The organism is Pedococcus sp. 5OH_020, assembly GCF_027812955.1.
Taxonomy (GTDB): Bacteria; Actinomycetota; Actinomycetes; order Actinomycetales; family Dermatophilaceae; genus Pedococcus.
In genome coordinates this window covers 45,593-68,653 of the sequence record NZ_JAPYZV010000015.1, presented here as the reverse complement: position 1 = coordinate 68,653, position 23,061 = coordinate 45,593, and the positions used below count along the sequence as shown (strand labels likewise).

25 protein-coding genes, 1 tRNA gene, 1 other RNA gene and 1 pseudogene are annotated in these 23,061 nt (G+C 69.9%); 11 read left to right on the top strand and 17 right to left on the bottom strand.

All coding sequences use genetic code 11. The features are described from left to right. Window positions 1-719 precede the first annotated feature (719 nt). The 3 genes from PHA84_RS19885 (at window position 720) to PHA84_RS19875 (ending at window position 2,772) form a co-directional block, all read left to right on the top strand. Window positions 720-923 carry a hypothetical protein gene (locus tag PHA84_RS19885; RefSeq protein ID WP_270889881.1) on the top strand — a complete coding sequence of 68 codons (204 nt, stop codon included), beginning with the start codon at window positions 720-722 and terminating at the stop codon, window positions 921-923. Window positions 924-997: 74 nt separating this feature from the next. Continuing rightward, window positions 998-1,639 carry a DUF1345 domain-containing protein gene (locus PHA84_RS19880; protein ID WP_270889880.1) on the top strand — a complete coding sequence of 214 codons (642 nt, stop codon included), beginning with the start codon at window positions 998-1,000 and terminating at the stop codon, window positions 1,637-1,639. A gap of 455 nt (window positions 1,640-2,094) precedes the next feature. Next, window positions 2,095-2,772 (top strand): MBL fold metallo-hydrolase, encoded by a 678-nt coding sequence (locus PHA84_RS19875; protein ID WP_270889879.1) that lies wholly within the window; start codon window positions 2,095-2,097, stop codon window positions 2,770-2,772. Window positions 2,773-2,776: 4 nt separating this feature from the next. Here the strand turns inward: PHA84_RS19875 and PHA84_RS19870 are convergent, their stop codons facing one another. From PHA84_RS19870 to PHA84_RS19850, 5 genes are all read right to left on the bottom strand, one after another. Beyond that, window positions 2,777-2,923: a hypothetical protein gene (locus tag PHA84_RS19870; RefSeq protein WP_270889878.1), complete on the bottom strand. Its 147-nt coding sequence runs from the start codon at window positions 2,921-2,923 to the stop codon at window positions 2,777-2,779. Between the two features lie 79 nt (window positions 2,924-3,002). Next, window positions 3,003-3,251, bottom strand: a complete 249-nt coding sequence (locus PHA84_RS19865; protein WP_270889877.1) for a DUF2630 family protein — start codon at window positions 3,249-3,251, stop codon at window positions 3,003-3,005. Between the two features lie 38 nt (window positions 3,252-3,289). After that, on the bottom strand, window positions 3,290-4,990 hold the full coding sequence (locus PHA84_RS19860; protein ID WP_270889876.1) for an AMP-binding protein: 1,701 nt from the start codon (window positions 4,988-4,990) through the stop codon (window positions 3,290-3,292). A gap of 12 nt (window positions 4,991-5,002) precedes the next feature. Beyond that, window positions 5,003-6,202 (bottom strand): pyrophosphate--fructose-6-phosphate 1-phosphotransferase, encoded by a 1,200-nt coding sequence (locus tag PHA84_RS19855; RefSeq protein WP_270889875.1) that lies wholly within the window; start codon window positions 6,200-6,202, stop codon window positions 5,003-5,005. A 123-nt stretch (window positions 6,203-6,325) separates the two neighbouring features. Further along, window positions 6,326-6,952, bottom strand: a complete 627-nt coding sequence (locus tag PHA84_RS19850; RefSeq protein WP_270889874.1) for a L,D-transpeptidase family protein — start codon at window positions 6,950-6,952, stop codon at window positions 6,326-6,328. Between PHA84_RS19850 and PHA84_RS19845 the strand changes: the two genes are divergently transcribed. Beyond that, window positions 6,951-7,169, top strand: a complete 219-nt coding sequence (locus PHA84_RS19845) for a hypothetical protein (RefSeq protein ID WP_270889873.1) — start codon at window positions 6,951-6,953, stop codon at window positions 7,167-7,169. The genes PHA84_RS19850 and PHA84_RS19845 overlap by 2 nt on opposite strands. Before the next feature lie 73 nt (window positions 7,170-7,242). Here the strand turns inward: PHA84_RS19845 and PHA84_RS19840 are convergent, their stop codons facing one another. Then, window positions 7,243-7,788: a M15 family metallopeptidase gene (locus PHA84_RS19840; RefSeq protein ID WP_270889872.1), complete on the bottom strand. Its 546-nt coding sequence runs from the start codon at window positions 7,786-7,788 to the stop codon at window positions 7,243-7,245. On the opposite strand from PHA84_RS19840, the gene PHA84_RS19835 reads away from it, so the two are divergent. Beyond that, a complete protein-coding gene (locus PHA84_RS19835) occupies window positions 7,787-8,257 on the top strand; it encodes a hypothetical protein (RefSeq protein ID WP_270889871.1) in 471 nt (156 codons plus the stop codon). The two genes, PHA84_RS19840 and PHA84_RS19835, sit on opposite strands and share 2 nt — an antisense overlap. Before the next feature lie 110 nt (window positions 8,258-8,367). Here the strand turns inward: PHA84_RS19835 and PHA84_RS19830 are convergent, their stop codons facing one another. The 3 genes from PHA84_RS19830 to PHA84_RS19820 form a co-directional block, all read right to left on the bottom strand. Continuing rightward, window positions 8,368-9,222: a LytR C-terminal domain-containing protein gene (locus PHA84_RS19830; RefSeq protein ID WP_270889870.1), complete on the bottom strand. Its 855-nt coding sequence runs from the start codon at window positions 9,220-9,222 to the stop codon at window positions 8,368-8,370. Between the two features lie 224 nt (window positions 9,223-9,446). Further along, window positions 9,447-10,538, bottom strand: a complete 1,092-nt coding sequence (locus PHA84_RS19825) for an aspartate-semialdehyde dehydrogenase (RefSeq protein WP_270889869.1) — start codon at window positions 10,536-10,538, stop codon at window positions 9,447-9,449. Next, on the bottom strand, window positions 10,535-11,803 hold the full coding sequence (locus PHA84_RS19820; protein WP_270889868.1) for an aspartate kinase: 1,269 nt from the start codon (window positions 11,801-11,803) through the stop codon (window positions 10,535-10,537). Before PHA84_RS19820 ends, PHA84_RS19825 begins: the two co-directional genes overlap by 4 nt. Before the next feature lie 226 nt (window positions 11,804-12,029). Here PHA84_RS19820 and PHA84_RS19815 point away from each other — a divergent pair, with 226 nt between their 5' ends. The 3 genes from PHA84_RS19815 (at window position 12,030) to PHA84_RS19805 (ending at window position 14,787) form a co-directional block, all read left to right on the top strand. Continuing rightward, window positions 12,030-12,944: an ABC transporter ATP-binding protein gene (locus tag PHA84_RS19815; RefSeq protein WP_270889867.1), complete on the top strand. Its 915-nt coding sequence runs from the start codon at window positions 12,030-12,032 to the stop codon at window positions 12,942-12,944. Then, window positions 12,941-14,080, top strand: coding sequence for an ABC transporter permease (locus tag PHA84_RS19810; protein ID WP_270889866.1), 1,140 nt, complete (start codon window positions 12,941-12,943; stop codon window positions 14,078-14,080). Before PHA84_RS19815 ends, PHA84_RS19810 begins: the two co-directional genes overlap by 4 nt. Window positions 14,081-14,205: 125 nt before the next feature. Continuing rightward, entirely contained in the window at window positions 14,206-14,787 is a 582-nt protein-coding gene (locus PHA84_RS19805; RefSeq protein ID WP_270889865.1) for an NADPH-dependent FMN reductase, read from the top strand. A 42-nt stretch (window positions 14,788-14,829) separates the two neighbouring features. On the opposite strand, the gene PHA84_RS19800 is transcribed toward PHA84_RS19805, so the two are convergent. From PHA84_RS19800 to ffs, 8 genes are all read right to left on the bottom strand, one after another. After that, entirely contained in the window at window positions 14,830-15,381 is a 552-nt protein-coding gene (locus PHA84_RS19800; RefSeq protein WP_270889864.1) for a DUF5063 domain-containing protein, read from the bottom strand. Next, window positions 15,374-15,973, bottom strand: coding sequence for a recombination mediator RecR (gene recR / locus PHA84_RS19795; RefSeq protein ID WP_270889863.1), 600 nt, complete (start codon window positions 15,971-15,973; stop codon window positions 15,374-15,376). Before recR ends, PHA84_RS19800 begins: the two co-directional genes overlap by 8 nt. A 70-nt stretch (window positions 15,974-16,043) precedes the next feature. Then, on the bottom strand, window positions 16,044-16,238 hold the full coding sequence (locus tag PHA84_RS19790; protein ID WP_270889862.1) for a hypothetical protein: 195 nt from the start codon (window positions 16,236-16,238) through the stop codon (window positions 16,044-16,046). Beyond that, entirely contained in the window at window positions 16,235-18,529 is a 2,295-nt protein-coding gene (locus tag PHA84_RS19785) for a DNA polymerase III subunit gamma and tau (RefSeq protein ID WP_270889861.1), read from the bottom strand. Before PHA84_RS19785 ends, PHA84_RS19790 begins: the two co-directional genes overlap by 4 nt. 75 nt (window positions 18,530-18,604) lie before the next feature. After that, complete coding sequence (locus PHA84_RS19780; RefSeq protein ID WP_270889860.1) at window positions 18,605-18,910, bottom strand: hypothetical protein; 306 nt, start codon at window positions 18,908-18,910, stop codon at window positions 18,605-18,607. A gap of 48 nt (window positions 18,911-18,958) precedes the next feature. Continuing rightward, on the bottom strand, window positions 18,959-19,630 hold the full coding sequence (locus PHA84_RS19775) for a hypothetical protein (protein ID WP_270889859.1): 672 nt from the start codon (window positions 19,628-19,630) through the stop codon (window positions 18,959-18,961). Then, on the bottom strand, window positions 19,620-20,021 hold the full coding sequence (locus tag PHA84_RS19770) for a hypothetical protein (protein ID WP_270889858.1): 402 nt from the start codon (window positions 20,019-20,021) through the stop codon (window positions 19,620-19,622). The genes PHA84_RS19775 and PHA84_RS19770 overlap by 11 nt, the downstream gene beginning before the upstream one ends. 264 nt (window positions 20,022-20,285) lie before the next feature. Further along, window positions 20,286-20,382, bottom strand: an RNA gene (gene ffs / locus PHA84_RS19765) — signal recognition particle sRNA small type. Window positions 20,383-20,532: 150 nt separating this feature from the next. Between ffs and PHA84_RS19760 the strand changes: the two genes are divergently transcribed. The 3 genes and pseudogenes from PHA84_RS19760 to PHA84_RS19750 all read left to right on the top strand — a co-directional run bounded on the left by PHA84_RS19760 (window position 20,533) and on the right by PHA84_RS19750 (window position 23,054). Then, window positions 20,533-20,620 (top strand) — tRNA-Ser (locus PHA84_RS19760). 92 nt (window positions 20,621-20,712) lie between these two features. Beyond that, window positions 20,713-21,099, top strand: coding sequence for a VOC family protein (locus PHA84_RS19755; protein WP_270889857.1), 387 nt, complete (start codon window positions 20,713-20,715; stop codon window positions 21,097-21,099). Between the two features lie 48 nt (window positions 21,100-21,147). After that, window positions 21,148-23,054: pseudogene (locus tag PHA84_RS19750) on the top strand (propionyl-CoA synthetase). Window positions 23,055-23,061: the final 7 nt, after the last annotated feature.

Sequence of the window (23,061 nt, the reverse complement as noted above, 5' to 3'; positions counted from 1 at the left end):
AGATCCCGCCGATGGCCCCTACAGTTCCGGAGCCCCGCCGATCACTCCCAAAGTCCACCACTGGGCGGGACGCTCACTGCTCGCCAGTGCCGGCATCGGCATACCGCATGGTGGTGCGGCCCTGGTTTGCCGCCCGACACGCCACAACGCAAAGCGGTCGTCGCAGGAGGACGGCGGCGCAGGACCGACCTCGGTGCCCACCCGTAGCCCAGCAGCCGCGGGGGTCCCTCCTCAATCACGGAACATCCAGATATGGACCACAAGGGGACCACAGATGGTCGTTCCGAGAGGCCAGTAGATGGGCGTCTGCACTGCGGCATGACACGACGAAGACGTCACGCGCGATCACGTGAGCTGCCCAAGCTAGACACGCGCGTTCAATTCCATTGCGTGACAACCGCGGACCTAGGGGTCGGGCCTGGAGAGATGTTGCACGAGATGTCGCACGCCACATCGAAAGGTGCCCCTGACGTGCGCGTTCGCGTTGTCTCAAAATCGGAGAATCACGGGCACGGGCGGTACAGCACGGCAGTACAGCAGTCGGTGCGATGGAGTTTGCCGCTCTGCGCAGGCCGACGGCGAGTCCTAAGCACCCTCACGGCTCTCCGGTCCCGATGCCTGAAGTTCGGGACGAAGAGGCCGCAGGTTCAAATCCTGTCACCCCGACGGTACGGATAGGCGGCCCCTGACCTGCGTTATGCGGGTCAGGGGCCTTCTTCATGCTCGATCCGTGCAACATACGTGCAACAACGGTCTTCCGTCTGGGCGGCGTTCCCATTGCGCCGCTCGACGTCCTGTTCGCCGACCGGTCGTCGGCGTGCGTCGACGGCCCCGTCGTACGCAGCCTGCACCACCTGGCCTTCACGCTGAGCCGGGTGGCGAAGACCTCGGCGACCGCCGCGTCGCTCCGCCACGGGGCATGACAAGGCCGGCTGACGGTCCAGCGTTCAACCACTCACGTCGGGGGCTGGGCCGTTCATGGCCCTAGCGTGGTCTCGTGAGACGCACTCGGATCCACCTCGCCGTTGCCGGGGTCCTGCTTGTCCTCGCCGGCCTGCTCGTGCCGCTGCCGCCAGGTGCGCAGTGGACCGCCCACTTGCTCGTGGGCTGGATCGTCGGCGCGCTCGCCTTCTGCACCCCCCTGCTGCGCATGGTCTTCCGGCTCGACGCGTCTGCGACGGCCGACGTGCTCGAGAACGCCGAGGGCGGGCGCACCGAGACCGACGTCATCGTCGTCATTGCCGCCCTCGCGAGCCTTGGGGCCGTGGCTCTGATGCTGCTCGGCAACGGCAGCGGGGGCGCCGCCTCCGGCCGAGTCTTCGAGGGGCTCCTCAGCGTGCTCGCCGTGGCTGCGGGCTGGCTCGCCGTGCACTCGATCTACATCCTGCGCTACGCCCGGCACTACCTCGTCAACGAGCCGGGCTGCATCGACTTCAACAATGACGAACCGCCCAGGCTGTCCGACTTCGCGTACCTGTCGTTCACTCTCGGCATGACCTACCAGGTCTCCGACACCGACCTGAAGACCCCCGCAGTGCGGCACCTCGTGCTGCGGCACACCCTGCTCTCCTATGTCTTCGGCACCGTGATCGTCGCCGCCACGATCAACCTCGTGGTGGGGCTGGCCAGCTCGAGCTGAACCCTTGCTGGCCGATGGGCCGCGGCCCGGGATGAAGAACATGACGACCAGCTGGTCATCCAGTCCCTGGTGGAGTACCCGGGACGCACGTGGCTGTCGCACCACAAAGGGCCGTTGCTTCACGGCCTCAGCGACCCGCTGCATAACTGCGGCACTGCCTTCACCCAGGACGAACGCCGCGAGCTCGGGCTGGTCGGCAGGCTGCCCCCCCGAACGTGTGCATGGTCATACACAAGCCGCTGACCAGCGCGATCAAGGTCATCGCGCGGGGCCAACGACTCCAGTTGAGTGTTGGAGGAAGCGTTGCTCGCTCAGCCGTCGCTTCCGTGGCCGCCACTGTCATCCGAACCACGGTCATCCGAACCACGGCGATCCGAACCACGGTCATCCGAACCACGGTCATCCGAGCCGCATACGGCCGCCCCTCGCTCGCGGGTCGGTTAGCATCGCGTCACATGTGCCCCTCCGCTGACGCCGGCGTGCCCGAGATCCCGCCTTCCCCGAGAGGTGTGCGCGTGCAGCGCGTCGTCACCTCGGGCTCCATCCGCCATGGGAGCAACAGCGTGGAGCTCGAGAACAACGTGTGGCTGGTGGGCGACGACGAGCGGTGTGTCGTCATCGACCCCGGCCACGACGGTCGGGCCATCGTGAAGTCGATCCCGGTGGGGCGCAGGGTGACCGCGGTCGTCAGCACGCACGGTCACCAGGACCACATCAATGCCGTGGCACAGGTCTGCGACGCCACTCGAGCGCCGTCGTACCTCCATCCCGCGGACAGGATGCTCTGGGACAGGCTCTATCCGGTGACCCCCGACAAGGACCTGGCGGACGGCGACGTCATCACCGTCGGCGATGTGGACCTGCATGTCCTCCACACGCCCGGGCACACGCCCGGGTCGTGCTGCCTCTACGCGCCGGCCCTCCAGGTGCTGTTCAGCGGCGACACCCTGTTCCCCGGAGGCCCTGGCGCGACCGGCCGCGAGTTCAGCGACTTCGACACCATCATCGACTCGATCCGCACCAAGCTGTTCACCCTGCCCGAGGAGACCGTGGTACTACCCGGACACGGCGATGCCACGGTCATCGGCGCCGAGTCACCTCACCTGACGGAGTGGGTGGAGCGGGGCTGGTGACGCCTCAGAACAGGAACACAGCGGCCAGGACGAGCAGCACTGCGGCCACGTAGATCACGAGAAGGGCACCGACGACGGCCAGCACGGTATGGCTCAACCACCATCGCGACGGGTGCTGTGGCAGGTGCAGGTGGGTGTGGTCTGTGCGCATGGCGCACCCCCTCGTCTAGGAACCCGGCCTTCTTCGAGGATAGGGCGGCTTGGCGACGACGGGGAACGCCACGCTGGTTTCAGCCCAGGTAGTTCTCCACCGTCGCCGCGTCCCGCACTCGCGCGCCGTCCGGGTTGTCCCCGAACTCGCGCTTGGCTCGCCTCTGCCTGAGCAGGTCCCAGCACTGGTCCAGCTCGACCTCCAGGCTGCGCAGGCGGTGGTTCTCCTCGTCGACGCTGATCTCGCCGGCGCTCAGCCGGCTGCGGAGCCCGTGCTCCTCGTCGATGAGGCCCTTGATGTGCTGCTGGATGTCGATGTCGTCGGCCATCCGCTCACTATGGCACCGGGCCCTACCCGTGGCGAGGGTCAGGTCCTCAGGTCCGGGAACTGGTCGTCGCGAAACTCCTCCGACAGCGACGTCCCCCCCTCGAAGGCGTGCTGCTCGCGGTCGCGCAGCTCCACGCGGCGGATCTTGCCGGAGATGGTCTTCGGCAGCTCGAAGAACTCCAGCCGGCGAACCCTCAGGTACGGCGCGAGGTTCGCCCGGGCATGGGCCAGGATCGCCTTCGCCGTCTCGGCGCTTGGCTCCCACCCGGCGGCAAGGGCGATGTACGCCTTCGGCACCGCGAGCCGAGTCGGGTCCGGGGCCGGCACGACGGCCGCCTCCGCGACGGCCGGGTGCTCGATCAGCACACTCTCGAGCTCGAACGGCGAGACCTTGTAGTCGCTGGCCTTGAACACGTCGTCGGTGCGTCCGATGTAGGTGATGTAGCCGTCGGCGTCCCGCTGGGCCACGTCGCCCGTGTGGTAGTACCCGGCGGCCATCGCCTCCTGCTGCCGCTCGGGGTCACCGAGGTACCCCGTCATCAGGTTGACCGGGTTCTCGGAGAGGTCGAGGACGATCTCTCCCTCGTCGGACCGCTCACCGGTGAGCGGGTCGACCAGCGCGACGGGCACGCCCGGCATGGGGCGACCCATGGATCCGGGCTTGACCGGTTCACCTGCGATGTTGCCGATCTGGAGGGTGGTCTCGGTCTGGCCGTAGCCGTCGCGGATCGTCAGCCCCCACGCCTTCTCGACCTGGCTGATCACCTCGGGGTTGAGCGGCTCACCGGCGGCGAGCAGCTCCCGCAACGACGCCCTGCCGCCCGACAGGTCAGCCTGGATCAGCATCCGCCAGACGGTGGGCGGAGCGCAGAACGTGGTCACCTCGGCGCGACGGATCTGCTCCAGCAGGGCGGCCGCGTCGAACCGCGAGTAGTTGTAGACGAAGACCGTCGCCTCGGCGATCCAGGGAGCGAAGAAGCAGGACCACGCGTGCTTGGCCCAGCCGGGCGAGCTGATCGCCAGGTGGACGTCCCCGGGCCGCGCTCCCAGCCAGTACATCGTGGACAGGTGGCCGATCGGGTAGGACACCTGCGTGTGCTCGACGAGCTTGGGTCTGCTCGTCGTGCCGGACGTGAAGTAGAGCAGCAGGGGGTCGTCCGGCGCGGTTACCGTGCTGTGCCGGCGGGGTTGCACGGCGTCTGCGTCGGCGTAGGCATGCCAACCCTCGACGGCACCCACACTGATCCGCAGGTAGTCCCCGGGAACCTCCTCGAACTTGGCAGCGTCGGCGGCGTTCGCGACGACCACGGCGGCGCCGCCCCGCTGCACCCGGTCGCGGAGGTCCGCGGGCCCGAGGGCCGCCGTGGTCGGCATGATCACAGCACCGAGCTTGAAGACGGCGAGCATCGTCTCCCACAGCTCCACCTGGTTGCCCAGCATCAGCAGGACCCGGTCACCTCGGGACACCCCCAGACCGGACAACCAGACGGCGACCTGGTCGGAGCGGGTGGCCATCTCCTCGAAGGTCAGCCTGCGCTCGGACCCGTCCTCCTCGACGATCCACAGCGCCGTCCGGTCGTTGCCCCGCGCCACTGCGTCGAACCAGTCGACGGCCCAGCTGAACCGCTCTCCCACGTCCGGCCAACGGAACTCGCGCACGGCACGCTCGTAGTCCCCCGTGAGCGACACCAGGGTGTCCCGCGCTTCCCGGTATGCCTGCGTGCTCGCCCGTTCTTCCATGTGCCGACCCTGCTACGCCTGGCCGATGTCGGCAAGCAGCCCGGTGAACCAGTCGACGGAGGTGTCGAACCGTTTGCCGCCCTTGATCCGGGAGAACTCCACGGCTCGCAGCTCGTCCTGGCGCTCCTCGTCCTGCCCCACGACCCCGGACTCACCGCGCAACGCAGCGTCCACGGCATGGTCGGTGCAGCGGCGGATCAGCGCCAGGTCGGCCTCGTTGGCCGCGGCCGACCTGGAGAAGTAGCCGCTCTTCTGGACGAGCACCTTGTCGGCGCCTAGCTGCTCGGCGAACTGCTTGGCGAACCAGGCACCCGGGTTCACCTTGTCGAGCTGTACATGCCCGAACGGGTCCCGGGGCACCTTCCCGCCCGACTCCTCCATGGACGCGACGATCTCGCTGACTCCCGCCCCCTCGGAGAGGAAGAGGTTCACACCGTCACACTCGTCCATGGTCGCCCGGAGCCGCTTGGCCTCCTCGTCGATGTCGAACGGCCGCTCCGGCACGAAGACCCCGTGGACGTCCCAGCGCTCGGCCGAGTTCTCCAGCCAGCCGCTGAACTCCGCGCCCTTGACCCACTGGTGGTGCGCCAGAGCCGTCGCCGCGGTGAGCCACCCGCAGTTGCGGCCCATGACCTCGTGCACCACGAGCATCCGTGGGTTGGACGTGTGTTCGGCAATGATGTTCCGGGCGTACACGGCCCCCTGCTCGGCGGCGGTCCAGGCGCCGAGGGACTGCCGGATCGGCACCACGTCGTTGTCGATCGTCTTGGGCAGACCCACGACCGTCAGCTCGTATCCGTTGCCGTGCAGGTACGCGGCGAGGTCGGCCGCGGTGCCGTTGGTGTCGTCGCCGCCGATCGTGTGCAGCACGTCCACACCGTCGCGGGCCAGCTGCTCGGCCGCCACCTGCAGGGGGTCCTGTCCCTGCGTCACCAGTCCGCGAGCCACGCAGTCCGCCACGTTGGTCAGCTTGACCCTGCTGTTGCCGATCGGACTGCCGCCGAAGGCGTGCAGGCGGTGAGCCACGGCGCGCACCTCGGGCGTGACCTCCACCGCGTCACCGGTGAGCAGCCCGGCATACCCGTTGCGGTAGGCGATCATCCGCACCTCGGGGGCAACCTCTGTGTACCGCTCGATCAGGCCACCTACGGCAGAGGACAGGCACGGCGCCAGGCCGCCCGCTGACAGCATGGCTACGGTTCGCACGGTCATCGCGGAACCGCCACGTGGCACAAGGCGGCCGATAGCGCGGCGCGCGCGATGCGCGCGTGTGGGCACCTGATGGGGGTCATGGGGCCACTCTGCCGTCTTCGATCCGAGCCTGCCAGCGGCGTCTCAGCCGATCGAGATCACGGCGCCGGCCCGCTCCCAGCGAAGTACGGCGAGCAGTGACCGGCTCGGCAGCGACACACAGCCGGCCGTGCCTCTCCCCGTGTCCACATGGAAGAAGATGGCCGAGCCCTTGCCGGCCGTGCGCGCCTCGTTGTACCCGATCACCTGTGCATAGCTGTATGCCGGCGTGTTGAGCAACGGCTCGCCGGAGGTCCACCGCCCGCCGGCGGGCGTGCGCTGATGCGTGTTGTAGAGGGCGGAGCGGGGGTCGTCGACCCAGACGTCACGGCTGTCCACGCGGAACCACCCCTGGGCCAGGCCAGGGTTGCCCTGGGCTCCGAAGCCGCCCCGCAGCGGATAGGTGCCGGCGGGGGTCCTGAGGTCGCCCTCGCGTTTCGACCAGCTGACGCCGTTGCGGCCCACGTGACCGAAGTAGGGCCCCAGGTCGGTGACATACCCGGCGGCTGTCCTCCGGCAGGCCCGGACTGTCGCGGACGAACCTGAGCCCTTGACGACGACGACCTGGCGAGCGGCAAGCCCGGGCGGGACGACACACCGGGAGGCAGGGCGCACAGCGGTTGCACGCGGCCGGGTCGAGGTCCGCGCAGCGGTGACGGAGGGGCGTGGCATGTGGGGAGCCGGTCGCGCCCTCGCGTTCGACCGGGCGCTCCGCGTCGGCGCGGCGGTCCTCGTCACGGGGCCGGTTCCTGTGCCGCTGCGTACCGCGGTACGGGTCGCCGTGGGCGTTGCGGCATGGGTGGCGGTGCCGGTCGTGGTCGGGATCAGCGTGGGGACGACCCGCGCTGTAGTCCTGGCGGCCGTGGCTGCGCTGGTGGAGGTGGCCTGACCCGCTGGCGCGCAACCGACCAGCACCGCGCAGAGCGCGAGGCTGCCGACAAGGGACCGCCAGAGCCCGGGTCTCATCGGTCGAAATGCTGGTAGTCGGGCTCGGACCAGAGGCCGCCCCACCGCAGCCCCTGGGTGGTGAACGCCCGGACGGCCGCGCTGCCACTCGAGGAGAACACGCCCGGCGCTGGCCCGCGACGCCGTAGGAAGTAGCTGTCCGGGTAGACCGTGCCGCCCGCGGCGACATAGGGGTTCTCGAAGTCGTTGACGTCGATGGCCGTGCCGTACGCGTGCTTGCTGTACGCCTTCGAGGACTCCTGGCCACCGACGTACCGGCAGTTGAAGGCGGAGGTGTTGTCGGCTCTCATCGCCGCGTAGTCATCGGCTCCCGGGCCCTTGGGGTTCCTCCCCCACCGCGAGTCCATCGGCTTCATCTGGCGGATGCGGAACTGCAGGCCGTAGAGCCGGGTGAACGCGGCTGCGGTCTGCGGGGCGATCGAGGCGTTGACGACCAGCGCGCCACGCGAACGCCGGCCGTCGAACCCCCAGAAGTTCACGCGGACGTACCGGAGCTGCGACCGGCCCACCGGGCAGCCGGCCGTCCAGGAGTACCCCACCATGCGGCTCCACACCGAGTCCGGCACCCCGGACACGGTGGCGTTGGCCCCCGCGCCGATGGCCGGGTCGTTCGCGGGGAACCGGACCGATGGCTCGGCACCGGCCCGCGGCACCGTGGGCAACCGTGCGGAAGGCGCGCTTCGCGGCGTCGACGCCGTCGGGGACGGTCTGCGTGGGGAGGCGGCGCTTCTCGGCGGGCTCGGCGTCCGGGCCCGTGTGGTGCTGCTCTCGGTGCTGGGGAGCGACCTTCTCGCGGGCGACGCCGTGCTGGTGCCTGCCCTGCTCCTGCCTGTAGGCCGACTCGGGATCGTGCTCGGCGGTCTCGTGCCGGTGGTCGACGTGCTGGTCGTGCTGGCGGCGCCGGCCGAGGTGGGACTCCCCGAGACGGTGACCGAAGACCGCGGCTCCGACTCGCCCCCGCAGGCTCCCAGAGCAGCGACGACGACGAGAGAGAGCACCGGCAGGGCGTAGGCATGGCGGACAGACATCGCGCACCACTGTGCCCGTCCGAGCTCAGCACGCCAAACCGGAGAGCGCGCGAATGAGACCCACGCCTTCGGCCGCAGCGCAGCCCCAACGGCCTAGTGGCACGGCCTCGCCACAGTGGGGACCACCGACTTAGGGCGCTCCGGCAAGGCAGGCACGGCAGCGACCGGAACCAGGTCCGTGAAGGCGCTGCCGATGACGAGGTCGATGCGCGGCCCGGTGCGGTCGTCCCGGACGAGCTCCGCGCCGGGCACGTGCTGCTTGAGCAACGCGGCGGCGAGGTCGCCCTCCTCGCCATACCGGATCACCGCCGTGCCGAGCTGCATCGTCTGCTGGGGGTCGTTGGAGACGTCCTTGACCTTGAAGCCGCGCGCCTTGACGGCGTCCGCGACGGTCTTGGCCAGACCCGTCTTGTACGTCGTGTTGTAGACGTTCACCGACACCTCGGAGGGGATCGGCTTGAGCCGGGGCGGGATCGGCACCATGTCCTTGTAGCCGAGTCCGACCACGACGTCGACGGCGGTGCCGTTTCGCACGTCCTCGAAGAGCTTCGCGCCCGGGATCTGCTCAGCGGTCAGCAGTGCCTGGTCGAGACCCTGCGCTCCGTAGTGGACGACAGCGCTCTGCGTGACGTACCAGGAGTCCGGGGCGTTGCTGATGCCGCCGATCCGGAACTTGCGCTTCGCCAGTCCGGCCGCGACCTGCGCCGCCTTTCCGTCCACGCCCGTGGCGTTGAGCACGTTGACGGTGAAGGAGCCGCGCGCGGGTGCCGGCACGACCATCGGCCTGCAGGCCGGTTTCGGGGGCGGGGGGCTCATCCAGCCGCTCGAGTACGCCGCGGTGATGCTGGCGGTGCCCAGCAGGACGCCTGGGACGGTAACGAACAGCATGGCCTGGCGCAGCCGGTGCTTGCGCCAGACCTTCGCGGGTGTGTGGTCGTCTTCTTTCACGGTGCCCCCTGGTGGTGCCGAAGTCGAGTCACAATCGTCACAGCAGTAACAACTGTCACGGGTCCAGCGACACGCTGACGCGGCATTTCGTCATCGAGCCGTGATGGAGGAGTGGGCAGCGGCCCCACCATGACGGGCCCGTCTGTGGGTGTGGGGGTACCTCTCCCCCTTCCCCGTCCCCCGGTGCGTCAGGGGCCGCCCTGGTCAGGGAGCGGCTTCGCGGGTCAAACGACCGCTACCAGGTCGCGAGCGACCAGCTCGGCGACCTGCACCATGTTGAGCGCCGCTCCCTTGCGAAGGTTGTCGCCGCAGATGAAGAAGTCCAGGGCGTTGGGGAAGTCGAGAGCCTGCCGCAGCCGTCCCGCGAACCGGGGGTCGGAGCCCACGATGTCCGACGGCGTCGGGAACTCCAGGGCCTGCGGGTCGTCGAGCACCACGACCGCCGGGGCCTCGACCAGCGCCTGGCGCGCCTCGTCCACGTCGATCTTCCTGGCGAAGGTCGCATGGACGGCGACGGAGTGGGTGGTGATGACGGGGACCCGCACGCAGGTCGCCGAGACTCGCAGTTCCGGCAGGTTCAGCACCTTGCGGGTCTCGTTGCGGATCTTCAGCTCCTCCGAGGTCCAGCCGTCCTCGGCGGCTGAGCCGATCCACGGGACCACGTTGAGGGCCAGCGGTGCGGGGAACGGGGAGGCACTGCCCAGCTCGTGCTCGATCAGCCGGCGTACGTCTCCCGCCTGATGCCCCAGCTCGCGGTGTCCGGCGACGACCTCCAGCTCGTCGTACAGTCGCGCCATACCGGCCCGGCCGGCACCCGACGCGGCCTGGTACGAGGCCACGACAAGCTCCGTGAGCTCCCACCGGGCATGCAGGACGCCCAGCGCGTCGATCATCGTGAGCGTCGTGGCGCCAGGGTTGGCGATGATGCCCTTCGGCCGGCTGCGGATCTGGGCAGGGTTGACCTCGGGCACCACCAGCGGGACGTCAGGGTCGCAGCGCAGGGCCGAGCTGTTGTCGATCACCACGGCCCCGCGCCCGGCGGCCACGGGGGCCCACTGCGCGGCCAGTGGCGCCGGCAGGTCCACCAGCGCGATGTCGACACCGTCGAAGAACTCAGCGGTCAGCGGCTGGACGATCAGGTCACGGCCACAGACGGTCAGCGGCGTGCCCGCGTCCTCGGGGCCGGCCGCGGCGCGGATCTCGCCCCAGATGTCGGCCCGCATGGACAGCACCTGCTGGGTCACCTTGCCGACGGCCCCCGTGGCACCCACCAGGGCCAGAGTCGGACGGGTTGCTCGCGAGGCGAGGGACGTCACCGTCCGGTGCCTCCGTAGACCACGGCCTCTCCCTCGGTGGAGTCCAGGCCGAAGGCCGTGTGCACGGCGCGGACGGCGTCGTCCAGCACGTCCGCCCTGGTCACCACGGAGATGCGGATCTCGGAGGTGGAGATCATCTCGATGTTGACCCCTGCATCGGCCAGCGCCTTGAAGAAGGTGGCCGAGACACCGGGATGCGAGCGCATCCCCGCTCCCACCAGCGAGAGCTTCCCGATCTGGTCGTCGTAGAGGATCGAGGCGAAACCGACGGACTCCTGGACCTTGCGGAGAGCGTGGACGCCGGTCTGCCCGTCGGTCTTGGGACAGGTGAAGGAGATGTCCGTGAGGCCAGTCTCCGTCGCAGACACGTTCTGGACGATCATGTCGATGTTCATCTCCGCGTCGGCGCACGTCTGGAAGATCTCCGCCGCCTTACCGGGGTGGTCCGGCACGCCGACGACGGTGATCTTGGCCTCGCTGCGGTCGTGAGCGACCCCAGCGATGATCGGGGCTTCCACGGCGTCTCCTTCGGGGTGGTCCGTGACGATGGTGCCCTCCTTCGCGGAGAAGGAGCTGCGCACATGGATGGGGATGTCGAACCGGCGGGCGTACTCGACGCTGCGCAGGTGCAGCACCTTGGATCCGGACGCGGCCAGCTCCAGCATCTCCTCGTTGGAGATGCGGTGGATCTTGCGGGCCGCTGGGACGATCCGGGGGTCGGCGGTGAAGACGCCGTCGACGTCCGTGTAGATCTCGCACACCTCCGCCTTGAGCGCCGCGGCGAGTGCGACTGCGGTCGTGTCGGTGCCGCCGCGCCCCAGGGTGGTGATCTCTTTCGTGTCCTGGCTGACCCCCTGAAAGCCGGCCACGATCACGATGTGGCCCTTCTCGAGAGCGTCGGTGACCCTCCCGGGGGTGACGTCGATGATCCGTGCCTTTCCGTGGGTGGCGTCGGTGATCACCCCGGCCTGGCTCCCGGTGAAGGAACGGACCGTGTAGCCGAGGTCCGCGATGGCCATGGCGACCAGTGCCATGGAGATGCGCTCCCCGGCAGTCAGCAGCATGTCCATCTCGCGGGGCGGGGGCTGCGGGCTCACCTCGTTGGCCAGCTCGAGCAGCTCGTCGGTGCTGTCGCCCATCGCCGACACCGCGACACAGACGTCGTTCCCGGCCTTCTTCGCCTCGGCGATCCTGCGGGCGACCCTCTTGATGCTGGCCGCGTCGGCCAACGACGAGCCGCCGTACTTCTGGACGACGATCGGCACGGTGGAGCTCCTGGGCAACAGGGGACAGTGGTCGCTGGGCGGAGCGGCCAGTCTAACGGCGGGTCCCAGGGCCGGATCGCCCCGCCGTATGCCGGACGACCGGGTTCGCCCGTAGCGAGGACGAGGGGGCGCTACCCTCGGGCCAGGGGACCGAGCAGGGATCGGCGGCGTCCAGCAGAGTCGACGGCGGTCCAGGCCAGTCCAGCAGAAGTCCGGGAGGGGCGGGATGGGAGTCGAGGTCCAGGGGGTGCGTCGCGCGTTCGGCGACGTCCTCGCGGTCGACGACATCACCCTGTCGGCGCAGCCGGGAGAGGTCACGGCCCTCGTCGGGCCCAACGGCTCCGGCAAGACCACCCTGCTCCTGATGCTCGCGACCCTCCTGGCCCCGCACCAGGGGAGCATCCGCATCGACGGCCTCGACCCGGTGTCCCAGCCCCGCGAGGTCCGGGCGAGGATCGGCTGGATGCCGGACGGGTTCGGCACCTGGGACGCCCTTACCGTGAGAGAGGTCCTGCACACGATCGCCGCGGCGTACAACCTGCCGGCGGACCGCGCCAGAGCACGCACCGAGGAGCTGCTGACGCTCGTCCACCTCGACGACCTGGGCGACCGCCGGGCGCGCGTGCTGTCGCGTGGCCAGAAGCAGCGGCTCGGGCTCGCCAGGGCGCTGGTCAACGACCCCAGCGTCCTGCTGCTCGACGAGCCCGCGTCCGGCCTGGACCCCCGCAGCAGGATCGAGCTCCGCGACGTGCTGCGGTCCCTGGCCTCCGAGGGCAGGACCGTGCTGGTCTCCAGCCACATCCTCACCGAGCTCCAGGAGGTCGCCGACCGGGCCGTGATCGTCGCCCGGGGGCGCACTCTGGAGACGCAGCGGCTGGACGCCGACTTCGTCACAACCGCGCTGGCCGCCTGGAGGGTCGACGCCCTCGACCCGGAGCGGCTGACAGCCTGGCTCGCCGACCATCACGTGCCGGCCCGCCGGGTCGGTGGCGGGCAGACGGAGGTGCAGGTGGCCGGCGAGGAGAACGCGGCCCGACTGCTCGCCGACCTCGTGCGGGACGGCGTGCGGGTCACTGCCTTCACGCCGAGCCAGGGAGCGCTCGAGTCGGCCTACCTGGCCGCCACCGAGGACCGGCGATGAGCTGGCACGGGATCAGGACCGTCGCGGCCCTGGAGCTGCGCCAGCGGTTGCGGACGTCCAAGTGGCCGCTCGTGCTCGGGGCATGGTTCCTGCTGGTCGCGCTGGTCACGTTCCTCGCGTACTACGCCACCCACGACCAGAGCTTCCGGTCGGGACAGGCCATGTACGACGTCGTCATCTTCTTCGTGCTGGGCCTCGCGATGCTCATCGTGCCGTCCCTCACCGCGACGTCGGTCAACGGCGACCGGGAGCACGGGGTCCTCGCGACCCTGCAGACGACTCTGCTCACGCACTGGGACCTGGCGCTCGGGAAGCTCGTCGCCGCCTGGGCGATCTCTCTGGCCTTCCTCGTCGCGGCACTGCCGTTCCTGGCCTGGGCCTGGTTCGAAGGCGGCGTGTCCGCCGCCCGGATCGCCCTGTCCCTGGTGGTGCTCGTCCTCGTGCTGGCCGTCGTGGGCACGCTCGGGCTGATGTTCTCGACGCTGACGGCTCGTCCGGTGGCGTCCGCCGTCCTCACGTACCTGACCATGGGCGCCCTCGTGTTCGGGACCGCCATCGGCTTCGCCCTGTCGGCGTTCCTCGTGACCGACACGGAGGCGAGGACGGTCTACGGGCTCCCGGACTCGTGGTGGCAGGAGCACCAGCCGCCGCCCCTCGACCCCAACGACCCCAACCTGACCGCCGAGCAGCGTGAGCAGCTCAGCAAAAGCCAGCTGCAGCCCACGCGTGCGGACTGCGTGCGGTTCACCCGCAACGGGACCGTGGCCCACACCGAGCGCATCTGGTGGATGCTCCCGCTCAACCCCTTCGTCGTGGTGGCCGACGCCGCGCCTTCGGAGCCACGGCCCCAGGACGCGTACAGCTCCGCCTTCACCCCGATGCGGTGGATCAGCGCGGGTGCGCGGATGGCTCGCAACGGTCCGGAAGAGGTCGTCGACGAATGCCAGCTCAGCACCGGCACCTCTGCCGACGGCTCGCCGGGCGTGGACCCGATGGAGAAGGCACTGGGGACCGCGCCGGTCTGGCCATATGGCCTCGGCTTCCTGCTCCTGGTCGGAGCCGGGTCGGCGGCCGTGGCCGGTGAACGGCTCCGCACCCCGATCCGCCGCCTGCCGAACGGGACCCGGATCGCGTAGTGCACCCGTAGTCAGTGCCGGCGAAGGTTTGCACCGCGCGGCCCGGGGGCACGGCCCGTGGTGGACGTCCGGATCCCCAGAACGTCCGGATCCGAAGGAAACCTCCAGATCCCAGGAAGGCCCCCATGGACACCTACCGCGTCGGCTACTTCGTCGGCAGTCTCGCCAAAGGCTCGATCAACCGCACCCTCGCCACCGCGCTGATCGGCGTGGCGCCGCCTCAGCTGCAGTTCACCGAGATCGGGATCGGTGACCTGCCGCTCTACAACTACGACCTCGACCACGACTTCCCGCCTGCCGCTCGAACGCTCAAGGAGGCACTCGCCGCGGTCGACGCGGTGCTCTTCGTGACTCCGGAGTACAACCGCTCCATCCCGGGACCGCTGAAGAACGCCATCGACTGGGCGAGCCGGCCGTGGGGTCAGAACTCGTTCTCCCGCAAGCCTTCGGGCGTCATCGGCACGTCGCCGGGCTCGATCGGGACCGCCCTGGCCCAGCAGGACCTCCGCGCGGTCCTGGCGTTCTGCAACTCGCCGATGTTCAACGCCGTGGAGGCGTATATCCAGTTCAAGCCGGAGGCCTATGGCGACGACGGCACTATCAAGGACCAGAGCACCGAGGACTTCCTGCGGACGTACATGGAGGAGTTCGCCGCCTACATCGCGCGCGTCTACACCGCCCTGCCGCGCGATGCGGTCACGCAGTAGTCGACGCGCGCGGTAGTCGACGCGCGGTAGTCGACGCGCGCGTCAGGGATGCAACGCGTCGAACTCGGCCTCGGAGATCGTCTCCTCGTCGGCGTCGAGCCGGATGTGCCCGAGGAGCGACTGCAGGACCCGCAAGGCGGACGCGGCCCGCTCTCCCCAGTCGGACAGGTAGCTGAACTGCCACCACCACAGCGCCTCGGAGATCCGCCCCGCGTCGTAGTGTCCCAGGCCGTGCGAGAGCGCTCCGGCGACCACGCTGACGTCGTTGGACAGCGACCCGGTGGTGAGCTCGGTCGAGGTGACCGGGTCCACGAGGTCGGCGTACTCGTCGAGGCCCTCGAACAGGTTCGCGAAGCCTGTCCGCAGCGGGTCCAGCTCGGGGTCCGTGAGGTCGGGCTCGAACCGCTCGGCCGGGACGACGTCCTGGATCGCTCCGAGCCGGGCGCCCATGACCAGCGCCTGGGACAGCGCCAGCAGCGTGATCGGTATGGCTGCGTCCGGGGCTGTGCCCGAGGCGACCTCGATGACCGTGGTGAGGTAGTGACGTGCGTCGTTGGCCGACTCCTCGGCGAGCACCCGCAGGTCGTCAGACATCGAGCAGCCTCCTGCCTTCGAAGGCCCGCCCCAGCGTGACCTCGTCCGCATACTCCAGATCCCCGCCCACCGGCAGGCCGGAGGCCAGCCGGGTGACCTTGATGCCCATCGGTCGCAGGAAGCGGGCGAGGTAGCTCGCCGTGGCCTCGCCCTCCAGGTTCGGGTCGGTCGCGATGATGATCTCGGTGACCTCGCCGGAGGCCAGGCGGGTCATCAGCTCCTTCATCCGCAGGTCGTCGGGACCTACGCCGTCGATGGGGCTGATGGCGCCACCGAGCACGTGGTACCGGCCGCGGAACTCGCGCGTCCGCTCGATCGCGACGACGTCCTTGGGCTCCTCGACGACGCAGATGGACGTCCCGTCACGGCGCGGGTCCGCGCAGATCCTGCACTGCTCACCCTCCGCGACGTTGCCACACGTGTCGCAGAACCGGACCTTGGCCTTGACCTCCAGCAGCGCGTCAACCAAGCGCTTGACGTCGACGGTGTCGGTCTGGAGCAGGTGGAACGCGATCCGCTGAGCACTCTTGGGCCCGACGCCGGGCAGGCGCCCCAGCTCGTCGATCAGGTCCTGGACCACTCCCTCGTACACGTCGACGAGCCTATGCCCTCTGACCGTCACCGCGAGACCGCGGCCCGCGACGGCCACAAGGCCCGGTGAGTCAGACCTCCAGCTCCGGGGGGAGATCGAGGCGTTCATGGTCGGCCGCAGCGCTCGAGGTCGCCTCGGCATCTTCGGCCAACATCGTCCGACGCGGCCTCGCCAGCAGCCATACCACCACCGTCCCGACTGCGAGAGCGAGGTCCACGGCGAGGACACGGCGCCGGGACGGGTCGCGGCGCTCGCGCACGGTCACGGGCCTTCGTCGATGACGCGGCCGCCGAGTAGCCGTTCGATCACCGGCCGGCCGACGTCGCCCATCGCCTCGATGTCCTCGTCGTCGGCGCTCGCGGCGCTGTCGTCCGCGAAGGGCCTCCGGGCGGCCGCGGTGGGTTCCGCTGCGACCTCTGCCTTCGCCCGCGCCAGGGGAGACACCGCCACGACGGCTTCTTCCCGCGGCGAGGCGGCTGAGGGAGAGGTCCCGGAGTCGGACGCCCAGGACGGACCGCTACCCGGACCTGTCGAGGCGCTCGCCCAACCGCCATCTCCTGCCTCGGGTGCCGGCGCGGACGCCGACCCGGCCGGTGAGGCGACGAGGTGAGCCGGAGTAGCGGCGCGGACGCCGGAGTCGGCTCCCGCACCCGGGGACGACCCGTCGGCACGGGGAGCCTCTGACGGCTCGACGCTCCAGGCGGCTCCGGAACCGCCGCCGGGGCGGGGTGGCCCAGTCGCGTCGGACGGCGCGTCGGGCACGGGGACGCCCTCGACACGGGCGTCGACGCCCAGGACGTCGATCAACGCCTGGCGGACCAGATCCGCGTGTGGGCCATGACGGAAGGTGTTGGCGATGCCCACGGTGGAGATCCCGAGCACCACCTTCGTGCCGTCGTAGTCGTGCACCGTGGCGTGCTCCGACAGCAACGTCCACGTAGTGCGCTTGTGCTTGAAGATCCACCCGAGGACGTCGGGCCAGGCACGCCGCAGCGCGGCCGTGTCGATGCCGCCAGGAGGTCGCGCCGGTGACGCGGCGCCTCCGGCTGCTCCGAGGTTCTGCGGCTCACCGCCGTCAGGCGCCGCGGTTACGGTCCGGGTCCCGTCGCGTTCTGGGTCGCCCCCTTCGACAGGTGGCTCGGGGACCATCGGCGCGGTTCCGGACCTGGCGGTTCCGGACCCGGCCGAGGGCGACACCGACGGGCTCGACGTGGGGGCGCTCGGCCTGGGCGCGGTCGCCGCGGGCACGCTGGGCACAGGCGCGCTGGGCGCAGGCGCGCTGGGCGCAGACGGACCGGGCGCAGACGGACCGGGCGCAGACGGACCGGGCGCAGACGGACCGGGCGTGACGGCGCGAACCGCCGCGTGGTGGCGGGAGGGCAGCGAGGGAGCGCCTTCCACGTCCAGGCGGCGCTCCAGACGGTCCAGGCGGGCGGCATACCCGCTCTCACCCGAGGCGCCGGGGAGCAGCACGCGCGCGCAGATGAGCTCGAGCTGGAGCCTGGGCGCGGTCGCTCCCGTCATCTCGGTTAGCCCTGCGTTGACGATGTCCGCCGCGCGGGACAGGGCACCGCTGCCGAACGCGACGGCCTGCTGGCGCATCCGCTCGAGCTGGTCCTGGGGCACCCCGCGAAGTACCGAGGAGGCGCCGTCCGGGACCGCGGCCACGACGATGAGGTCGCGCAACCGCTCCAGCAGGTCCTCGACGAAACGCCGCGGGTCCAGACCTGTCTCGATCACACGGTCGACCTGGTGGAACACCCCCGCGGCGTCGGCTGCGGCGAAGGCGTCGATCGTGGCGTCGAGCAGCTCACCATCAGTGAAGCCCAGCAGTGCCGCAGCGCTCTCGTACGTGAGGCCCTCCTCCCCCGAGCCGGCGATCAGCTGGTCGAGCACCGACAGCGAGTCGCGCACCGACCCCCCTCCGGCGCGCGTGACGAAGGAGAGGACGCCAGGCGCCACGGCCACGCCCTCCTGCTCGCACAGCCGCTGGAGGTACTCGGACAGCTGGCCGGGTGGCACCAGCCGGAAGGGGTAGTGGTGGGTACGGCTCCGGATGGTCCCGATGACCTTCTCGGGCTCGGTCGTCGCGAACACGAACTTCACGTGCTCCGGTGGCTCCTCCACGATCTTGAGCAAGGCGTTGAAGCCCTGCGGGGTGACCATGTGCGCCTCGTCGATGATGTAGATCTTGTACCGGCTCTGGGCCGGCCCGTAGGACGCGCGCTCGCGAAGGTCACGGGCGTCGTCCACCCCACCATGGCTGGCCGCGTCGATCTCGATGACGTCCACAGAGCCCGATCCCCCACGCGCCAGAGCGACGCAGGAGTCGCAGACGCCGCATGGGGTGGGGGTCGGTCCCTGCTCACAGTTGAGGCACCGCGCCAGGATGCGGGCGCTCGTCGTCTTGCCACACCCACGGGGACCCGAGAAGAGATAAGCGTGGTGGACCCGGTTCGTGCGCAGGGCCTGCATCAACGGCTCAGTGACATGCTCCTGGCCGATGACGTCGGCGAAGGTCTCCGGCCGGTATCGGCGGTACAGGGCGGTGCTCACCTCGGGAACCCTAGTCGCGTTGCCTGACAGGGCGCAGGCTGCCCGAACCTCCTCCTGCCTCGGCCCCGGCCGTCCTCACCAGCCAGCCGGCGACCAGCCGATGGTGGAGGTCAGGACGAGCGCGTAGATGGTGGCTGCGGCCAGGCTGGCAAGCCCGGCGAACGCGACCGCGACGCGCCATGGGCTGCGCCGCTCTCGCAGGAACGCGACCGCGGCTGCCACCACACCGAGAGCCGCGACCACGGGCCCGGCCACGCCGAGGAGATGCAGCAGGACCCCGCCGACCCATGCGAGCGCCGCCGCTGCGACAGCGGCCGTCGACCATCCGGACGGCAGACGCTCCCAGCGCGAGGCGGCGTGGGGATGGGGCTGGGTCGTCATGGGTTCTTGCCTTCTGTCGTGGGGGGACGCCGATACCGCGGTGCGTCGTCAGGGTCGCGGGAAGTAGGGCAGCCGCGGGAACAGCCTGGGGATCCCACGGTCAAGACACTGGTTGGCTTTCGCGAGACGTGCCTGGGTCACCTGACCGTTGGCGTCGCGCACGATCTCGTCGAACGTCGTGATGTGTTCGGTCAGCTCGCCCGCGTCTTTCATGCAGCCCTCCATGAAGCGAGCCAGGACGTCGCTCATCCGCTGCGGGGTGTTGGCCGAGAAGATCTGGGAGAGGGGCAGCCAGTAGGTGTCCTCACAACGTTCGACCATCGCGTCGTCGGCCGCGGCGCCTCGTTGGGAGGGAACCCTCGTCGCCCCCGGGCGCAGGTAGGTGTAGAGATAGTCCGTGCCGGTGATGGGGTTGAGGTAGGGACCGGAGACGGAGAGGCCGTCGGCCTGGACACAGGCCTTCAGCTCCTTCCACGCGACCATCATCTCCTCTCGGCTGACCCTTCCGTCCTGCAGCGGACGACGTTGCGCAGAGGACTTCGGCAAGCCCTTGACGGCGCGTGAGATCTGGCGCTCGTCGAGGGCGAAAGCAGCCGGCGCCTTGTAGGCGGAGACCGCCGTGGCCGGCCGGTCCGGCGAACGAGCGCAGGCGACGAACGGTACAGAAGCCAGCAGCACGAGCGCCCCCACTGTCCCCACCCTGGTGGAGCTAGTCCACATAGGTCCAGGTCTGGCCGTTCCAGAGGTTCAACGTGTGGTTGGACTTGATCTGAAGACCGGTGTACTGGCCCTGGGCGATGCTGATCGACGTCGCGCACTGGCCCAACAGCGAGGAGGATGAGGCGTGGCTCCCGTTGGGCAGCGAGATGGTCGCCTTGACGGACTTCGTGTAGAGCAGGCATGGGGTGCCGCCCACGGTCGTCGAGGCGGTTGCGAGCCCTCCACCGGTGCTGTCGTTCCCGTAGAAGTAGTACGTCGTGGACCCACCTCCGACCCTGAAGGGCCACCTGGCGGAGGCCAGTGCCTGGGCCGAGCCAGCCGCCCCCACCACCAGAGCCACCGACGCCATACAGGCCACTACAAAGCTCTTGCGCATGCCGATCTCCTTCATGTCCCCAGTGAAAGGCGCGGTCGGAGTCGGCGCCGCACGCCCCTGGCGCTCCCCGCGACAGTTGGCTCTCCGACTCTGCTCGCCCCGCTTGTCAGAACCCCTCAGCGCCCGATGCCGCGTGCTCGCAGGACCCCCAGTCGGCGCTTGTCAGGGACGATAGACCCGGCCCTGCCATCCGAGGCAAGGAGCCATAGGAGTCTCGAATGACCCCTTGCCGGGGCGCCTCGGGGCTGGTAGCGCGCGCAGACGGCAGATCGGTACGGGAGACAGGACACCCCGCGTACCTGGAAGAGCTCTCCTACCCTTGCTGCATTCCTGCCCTGGGGGAGTTCGGAGAGGTACCACCACGCGGGGTGCCTGCCGCCAGTGTAGCCGGGCCCGGGACGCTGACGTGAACCCGTCGGAGGCAGCCAGTGCCACAAGCGCGGAACTGGCCGATGCCCGGAAGCCGGTCCCAGCCGCCGCCGCGGCGATTTCAAGGTGAGCCCCGTGCTCGGGTAGCCTCCTCGGCGGAGGATTCGCATAGTGGCCTAGTGCGCACGCTTGGAAAGCGTGTTGAGTGAAAGCTCTCAGGGGTTCGAATCCCCTATCCTCCGCCACCGGACCTGTTCGCCCGCGCGCCGCAAGGCCCTTCCTGCTTCACCGTGCTCTCCCAAGGAGGCGTCGTGGTCCGGCTCCCCGAGGAGGCGTCGTGATCGGCCGAGTGCACCATGTGGTCGTCGACTGCCCCGACCCGCAGGCAGAGGCGACGTTCTGGTCGCACCTGCTCGGCCAGCCCATCACCTACGCGAGCGACGACTTCATGGTCGTAGCCCCTGACGACCATCACTCGGGCCTGGCGTTCCAACGGGCGCCGGACCACGTGGCCCCGGTCTGGGGCGACCCTTCGGCCCCTCAGCAGCTGCACCTCGACGTGATGACGGACGATCCCGACATCGCGGGGGCCGAAGTCGTCGCCCTGGGCGCCCGCCCACTGAGCCCTCCTGGTGAGCACGTGTACGCCGACCCGGCCGGCCACCCGTTCTGCCTCATCCGGCGACCCGGGTGGGCGCCACCCCTGGACGCTTCGAGAGCCTGACGGGCCGGCCCCTGGCGGTGCACCGAGCGGACCGTCCACCATGGGGCAATGACGACGAGTCCCTACCGCGCGGCGTACGAGCTGAGCCTGAGCGACCCTGACGCCTTCTGGGGCGAGGCTGCACGGGCGATCGACTGGCTCACGCCGCCGCTTCGCGTGCTGGACGACGACCGGCCGCCCTTCTACCGCTGGTTCACCGGCGGCACGCTGAACACCTGTTTCAACGCCCTGGACCGCCACGTGGAGGCGGGCCTCGGCGAACGAGCCGCGCTCCATTACGTCAGTCCCGTGACGGGCACCCAGCGCACCATCTCCTACGGCGAGCTCCTGGACGAGGTCGCACGGTTCGCCGGGGTGCTCGACTCGCTCGGGGTCGGGCGCGGCGACCGCGTCGTCATCTACATGCCGATGGTTCCCGAGGCAGTCGTCGCGATGCTCGCCTGCGCGCGCATCGGAGCGGTGCACTCCGTGGTGTTCGGTGGCTTCGCCCCCTCAGAGCTCGCTGTCCGGATCGAGCACGCGAGGCCCGTTGTGGTCGTGTCGGCCTCCTGCGGGATCGAGCCGGCGCGGGTGGTCGAGTACAAGCCCCTGCTCGACGCCGCTCTCGACCGCAGCAGCCACAAGCCGGAGTCCGTCATCGTCCTCCAGCGTGAGCAGGCCCGCGCCGCGGTCGGCGAGCGCGACACCGACTGGGAGGAGATGGAGTGGGCGGAGCTGATGGGCGACGCCGAGCCCGCCGCGTGCGTGGAGGTCGCGGCGACCGACCCGTTGTACATCCTGTACACCTCGGGAACCACCGGTCGGCCGAAGGGCGTCGTCCGGGACAACGGGGGGCACGCCGTCGCACTGCGGTGGTCGATGGAGAACGTCTACGGCATACGTGCTGGCGACACGTGGTTCACCGCGAGCGACGTCGGGTGGGTAGTGGGCCACTCCTACATCGTGTACGCCCCGCTGCTGACCGGCGCCACGTCGGTGCTCTACGAGGGGAAGCCCGTCGGGACCCCGGACGCCGGCGCGTTCTGGAAGGTCATCGAGGACTACGGCGTCAAGTCGATGTTCACGGCTCCGACGGCATACCGCGCCATCAAGCGGGAGGACCCTGCCGGTGAGCTCATGCGGCGCCACGACCTGTCGTCGCTCGAGACGGTGTTCCTCGCTGGTGAGCGGCTCGATCCCGACACGTACGCCTGGGCGACCGACCGGCTGCGGGTCCCGGTCGTCGACAACTGGTGGCAGACGGAGACCGGCTGGCCGATCGCCGCCAACCTGCGCGGCCTCGAGCCGATGCCGATCAAGCCCGGCTCCCCGACCGTGCCGGTGCCCGGGTACGACGTGAAGGTCCTCGCCGACGACGGCTCCGTCCTGGAACCCGGGCAGGAGGGAGCGATCTGTCTGCGGCTCCCCATGCCGCCGGGGACCCTGCCGACGCTGTGGGAGGACGACGAGCGGTATGTCGCCGGGTACCTGTCCGCCTTCGAGGGCTACTACCTCACGGGCGACGGCGGCCTCGTCGACGAGGACGGCTACCTCTATGTGATGGGCCGCACCGACGATGTGCTCAACGTTGCGGGACACCGTCTTTCGACAGGGTCGATCGAGGCCGCCCTCGCAGGTCACGCAGCAGTGGCGGAGTGTGCCGTGATCGGGGTCGCGGACGAGCTGAAGGGGCAGGTGCCCCGAGGGCTGGTGGTGCTGAAGGCCGGCGTGGATGCCGCGGAGGACAGCGAGCGGATCCGCGCCGAGCTCGTCGAGCGGGTCCGTGCCGAGGTGGGACCCGTCGCGTCGCTGCGACGGGTGGACATCGTGCCGGCGCTGCCCAAGACGCGCTCCGGCAAGATCCTGCGCAAGACCATGCGGGAGATCGCCGACGGCGCGAACCGACGGTGCCCGGCACCATCGAGGATGCCGCAGTCCTCGAGACGCTGACCCCGGTGCTCCGTTCGCGCGCCTAACCTGTCC